The sequence below is a fragment of the Streptomyces sp. YS-3 genome (assembly GCF_045257485.1).
Classification (GTDB): domain Bacteria; phylum Actinomycetota; class Actinomycetes; order Streptomycetales; family Streptomycetaceae; genus Streptomyces.
In genome coordinates this window covers 1-3,762 of sequence record NZ_JBJHPC010000655.1, presented here as the reverse complement: position 1 = coordinate 3,762, position 3,762 = coordinate 1, and the positions used below count along the sequence as shown (strand labels likewise).

4 protein-coding genes are annotated in these 3,762 nt (G+C 74.2%); 3 read left to right on the top strand and 1 reads right to left on the bottom strand.

Annotated elements, in window-relative coordinates:
* The 3 genes from ACJA3G_RS32680 to ACJA3G_RS32670 all read left to right on the top strand — a co-directional run.
* The coding region (locus tag ACJA3G_RS32680; protein ID WP_406556654.1) for an alpha/beta fold hydrolase at positions 1-1,322 on the top strand (1,322 nt) is incomplete at its 5' end.
* Positions 1,323-1,381: 59 nt separating this feature from the next.
* A complete protein-coding gene (locus ACJA3G_RS32675) occupies positions 1,382-2,122 on the top strand; it encodes a PIG-L deacetylase family protein (RefSeq protein ID WP_406556653.1) in 741 nt (246 codons plus the stop codon).
* A 102-nt stretch (positions 2,123-2,224) separates the two neighbouring features.
* Positions 2,225-3,061 carry an enoyl-CoA hydratase/isomerase family protein gene (locus ACJA3G_RS32670; RefSeq protein WP_406556652.1) on the top strand — a complete coding sequence of 279 codons (837 nt, stop codon included), beginning with the start codon at positions 2,225-2,227 and terminating at the stop codon, positions 3,059-3,061.
* 23 nt (positions 3,062-3,084) lie between these two features.
* On the opposite strand, the gene ACJA3G_RS32665 is transcribed toward ACJA3G_RS32670, so the two are convergent.
* Positions 3,085-3,762: SDR family oxidoreductase (locus ACJA3G_RS32665; RefSeq protein ID WP_406556651.1), on the bottom strand; the 678-nt coding region annotated here is incomplete at its 5' end.

Here is a 3,762-nt window from a genome sequence, read left to right as displayed (position 1 = left end):
CCACCACCGGCGCCACCGCGCCCGCCTACCGCCAGCCCGGGACCGTCCTCCTCGACCACCGTTTCGCCGTACCGCTCGACCACGCCCGCCCCGACGGCGAGCAGATCGAGCTCTACGCGCGCGAGGTCGTCGCCACCGGCCGCGCCGCCGAGCGGGAGCGGCTGCCCTGGCTGCTCTATCTGGAGGGCGGTCCCGGCTTCGGCGCCCGGCGGTTCATCGGGCGGCAGGCCTGGCTCGGGCGCGCGCTGCGCGACTTCCGGGTGCTCCTGCTCGACCAGCGCGGCACCGGCCTGTCCACCCCCGCCAACCGCCAGACCCTCCCGCTGCGCGGCGGCCCCCGTGAACAGGCCGACTACCTCACGCACTTCCGCGCCGACTCCATCGTCAGGGACTGCGAGCTGATCCGCCGCCGCCTCACCGGCGGCGCGCCCTGGACCGTCCTCGGCCAGAGCTTCGGCGGGTTCTGCGCCACGCACTACCTCTCCACCGCGCCCGAGGGCCTCGCCGCCGTCCTGATCACCGGCGGGCTGCCCTCCCTGGACGCCCACGCCGACGAGGTGTACCGGGCGGCCCACCCCCGCATCGAGCGCAAGAACGCCGCGTACTACGCCCGCTATCCGCAGGACGTCGAGCGGGTGCGCCGGATCACCGAGCACCTGCTCGTCGAACCCGCCGTGCTGCCCGGCGGATACGTACTGACGGCGGCGGCCTTCCAGTCCCTCGGCATCCTCCTCGGCGGCGGTGACGGCGCCCACCAGCTGCACTACCTCCTCGAAGACGCCTTCGTCCGCACGGCCGCCGGGCCCGCGCTCTCCGACGCCTTCCAGGAGGCCGTGCAGGCGGTCCTCTCCTTCGCCGCCCACCCCCTCTACGCGGTCCTCCACGAGGCGATCTACGCCCAGGACGGCAGCCCGACCGGCTGGTCCGCCGAGCGGGTCCGCGCGGAGTCCCCCCGGTTCTCCGCCGAGAAGGCCCTCGCCTCGGACGGGCCCGTGCTGTTCACCGGCGAGTCCGTGCACCCCTGGCACTTCGAGACCGACCCCGCGCTGCGCCCGCTGCGCGAGAGCGCCGAGCTGCTGGCCGCTCGCACCGACTGGACGCCGCTGTACGACCCGGCCGCGCTCGCCGCCAACGAGGTGCCCGTGGCCGCCGCCGTCTACCACGACGACATGTACGTCGACACCGCGCACTCGCTCGCCACCGCCCGCGCGGTGCGGGGGCTGCGGACCTGGGTCACCGACGAGTACGAGCACGACGGCCTGCGGGCGGGCGGCGACCGCGTACTGGACCGGCTGCTCGCCCTCGTACGAGGTGAGGCGTAGCCACGGGTGGCGGTGAGACGTGGCGCGGCGATGCCGGCGCCTCCTCGTAAGCTGCCGCCATGACAACGGAGTTGCAGCAGTTGGAAGAGATGCCCGACGACTGGCAGCGCGCCCTCGCGGTCGTCGCCCACCCGGACGATCTGGAGTACGGGTGCGCCGCCGCGATCGCCGGATGGACCGACGCGGGCCGTGAGATCACCTATCTGCTCGCCAGTCGCGGCGAGGCGGGCATCGACGGCATCGAGCCCGTCAAGTGCGGGGCGCTGCGCGAGCAGGAGCAGCGCGCGAGCGCGGCCGTGGTCGGCGTCTCGACGGTGGAGTTCCTCGACCACCGGGACGGGGTGATCGAGTACGGACTCGGCCTGCGCCGGGACATCGCGGCAGCCATCCGCCGCCACCGCCCGGAGCTGGTGATCACGCTCAACCACCGGGACACCTGGGGCGGCGTCGTCTGGAACACGCCTGATCACCGGGCGGTCGGCCGTGCCACGCTCGACGCGACCGGGGACGCCGGCAACCGCTGGATCTTCCCCGAGCTGACCGAGCAGGGCCTGGAGCCGTGGAACGGCGTGCGGTGGGTGGCCGTGGCCGGTTCCGCCTCCCCGACCCACGCGGTCGACGCGAGCGCCGGACTGGAGCGGTCGGTCGACTCCCTCATGGAGCACCGCAGTTACATCGAGGCGCTGACGGACGAGGAGCCCGAGACCTACTGCCGCAACTTCCTGACCGCCAACGCCGAGCGCGCCGCCGCCCGCTTCGGAGGCCGCCCGGCGGTGCCGTTCGAGCTCTTCCCCCGATAGGGGAGGGGGCAGGGCCGGGCGGGACCTTCCCGCTCGTGCCCGCCTCCACCTATCCTGACGGGACGTCAGTTCCCAGCTCCACTACGGGATGGGGGTCCCGGTGTGATCGACACCCTCGACCGGGAGATCCGGGACGGCGAGGAGCGGATACGTCTGGAGGTCACCGGGCAGGGACTCGCCGTCCTCACCCTGTGCCGCCCCGAGAAGCTGAACGGCTGGAGCTGGGAGTCCAGCCGCCAGCTCGGTGTCCTCGCCGACCGGATCCGCTTCGACGACACCGTCCGTGCCGTGCTGCTGCGCGCCGAGGGCCGGGCCTTCTGCGCCGGGATCGACGTCACCGCGCCGGGCGGCGCCATCACCGGCCGCTCCCCGGCCGAGCGCACCCACCGCTACTACGAGGGCATCCGCTGGGTCCACGAGCGTTTCGCCGCGTTCGCGCGGCTGCCGCAGCCCGTGGTCGCGGCCGTCCAGGGGTACTGCCTCGGCTTCGGCTTCGAGCTCGCGCTGATGGCCGACATCAGGATCGCCGCCCGGGACGCCGTCTTCGCGCTGCCCGAGACGGGGATCGGGGTCGCCGTGGACGCGGGCGGCGACCTGCGGATCGCCAGGGACGCGGGCGCGGGGTGGGCGAAGCTCCTGGCGCTCACCGGACGCCGTGTCGACGCGCCCACCGCCGAACGGCTCGGGCTGGTCCAACTGGTCGTCCCGGCCGACGAGGTGGAGAGCCGGGCGAGGGCCGTCGCCGACGAGATCGCGGCCAACGCCCCGCTCGCCGTGCGGGCGGTCAAGCGGAACATCGACGCCTTCGCCGACGCGGGGCTCGCCGAGGCTCTCGACCGTACGGCCCTGGCCGCCGCCCTCACCCTCACCTCCGAGGACGCCCGCGAGGGGTACACGGCGAAGGCGGCGCGCCGCCCGCCGACGTTCGAAGGGAAATGACAGGGAAGTGACGCTCAGGGGGCTCAGGCGAGGAACGGCCCCCGCCCCAACTGCTCCCGCACGGGCGTCACCGGCGCGGCGACCACGTTACGGCGCTGCCAGTTCGCGCCGTCCACCACCAAGGTGTGGCCGCTGATGAAACGGGCGTACGGGGAGGCCAGGAAGGTCGCCGCCCAGCCGAGCTCCCGGGGCCGACCGACCCGTAACGCGGGCTGCCGGGCGTCGAGTTCACCGCTCCCGGCCGCCGCGTCCAGCCGGGCCCGGATGGACTCGGGCATGTCCGGGTGCGGGAAGAGCCCCGGCACCAGCCCGTTGACCTGGATGCCGTACGGCCCCCACTCCACCGCGAGCGTCTCCACGAGATTGCGGACCCCGGCCTTCGCCGCCGCCGAGTGGGCGAACCCCGGCCCGCCCGTCCACGCGTACGACGCCCCTACCGTGATCACCGAACCGGGTGTCCCGGCCGCGAGGTGGCGGCGGCCGAACTCGCGGGTCGGGAACCAGGTGCCGGTCAGGGTGGTGTCCACGACCGCGCGCCAGGCGTTGGGCGAGAGATCCTCGGCGGGGCAGGGAAAGTTGGCGGCGGCACTGGTGACGAGCACACCCGGCGCCCCGACCTCGCGTTCGGCCCGGTCGAACGCCGCACCGACCGCCTCCGGATCCCGTACATCGCACACGGCGACGGCCACCCGCCCTCCCAG